Source organism: Tsukamurella conjunctivitidis (genome assembly GCF_007858475.1).
GTDB lineage: Bacteria > Actinomycetota > Actinomycetes > Mycobacteriales > Mycobacteriaceae > Tsukamurella > Tsukamurella conjunctivitidis.
In genome coordinates this window covers 1-1,271 of sequence record NZ_VIGX01000044.1, presented here as the reverse complement: position 1 = coordinate 1,271, position 1,271 = coordinate 1, and the positions used below count along the sequence as shown (strand labels likewise).

General features: G+C 64.6%; 1 protein-coding gene. It reads left to right on the top strand.

Features of this window, described 5'->3' with window-relative positions; all coding sequences use genetic code 11:
- The first annotated feature begins 71 nt into the window (after window positions 1-71).
- A protein-coding gene (locus tag FK530_RS24220) for an IS3 family transposase (RefSeq protein ID WP_109860712.1) occupies window positions 72-1,237 on the top strand; the annotation gives its coding sequence in 2 pieces (ribosomal slippage) (window positions 72-356 and window positions 359-1,237; 1,164 coding nt in all).
- Window positions 1,238-1,271 lie beyond the last annotated feature (34 nt).

Sequence of the window (1,271 nt, the reverse complement as noted above, 5' to 3'; positions counted from 1 at the left end):
GGGACTGGTGCACGGTTAGGTGACATCTGATCTGGCTTGCCCCGGGAGGGCGGCCTGGAAGGATGACTACTGTGCCTAAGCCTTATCCGAAAGAGTTCCGTGATGATGTGGTCCGGGTTGCCCGGGATCGTGAGAGCGGTGTGACGCTCGCGCAGATCGCGAAGGACTTCGGGATCCATGAGATGACGTTGCAGAAGTGGATGCGACGCGCCGACATCGATGACGGCAACAAGCCTGGGATGACGTCGGGGCAGTCGGCGGAGTTGCGGGAGGCCAACAAGCGAATCCGGTTGTTGGAGCAGGAGAATGAGGTCCTGCGCCGGGCCGCGGCGTATCTGTCGCAGGCGAACCTGCCGGGAAAAGGTTCTACCCGCTCGTGAAGGAGCTCGCCGCCGACGGAATCCCCGTCGCGGTGACGTGCCGGGTACTCAAGCTCGCCAGACAGCCCTACTACCGGTGGCTCAAGGAGGCGGTCACCACCGCCGATCGGGTCGCGGCCGCGCGGGCGAACGCCCTGTTCGATGCGCACTGCGAGGACCCGGAGTTCGGGTACCGGTTCCTCGCCGACGAAGCCGAACACGCTGGTCAGGCGATGAGCGCGAGGACGGCGTGGCGGATCTGCTGCGCCAACGGCTGGTGGTCGAGCTTCGGTAAGAAACGTGGGAAGAACGGTAAGAAGCCGGGGCCGCCGGTGCACGATGACCTGGTTGAACGCGACTTCACCGCCGACTCCCCGAACCAATTGTGGTTGACCGATATCACCGAGCACTGGACCGACGAAGGCAAGCTCTACCTCTGCGCGATCAAGGATGCCTGCTCGGGGCGGATCGTCGGCTACAGCATCGATGACCGCATGCAATCCCGTCTCGCCGTTGCTGCGCTCAACCATGCGGTCGCCCGCCGAGACGGCGATGTTGCTGGTTGTATTGTCCACTCGGACAGGGGTTCTCAGTTCCGGTCGCGGAAGTTCGTGTCCGCACTCAATCGGCACGGCCTGGTCGGATCGATGGGCCGCGTCGGCGCCGCCGGCGACAATGCAGCGATGGAATCGTTCTTCGCGCTGCTGCAACGCAACGTCCTCGACCGGCAGCGGTGGGCCACCCGCGAGCAGCTGCGGATCGCGATCGTCACCTGGATCGAACGGACCTACCACCGCCGACGCCGTCAGGTCCGCCTCGGCCGGTTGACGCCCGTCGAATACGAGACGATCATCAACACAGCCGCCTCAGCGGCATGACACCGACACTGTCACCCGATCGTGCAGCAGTCCC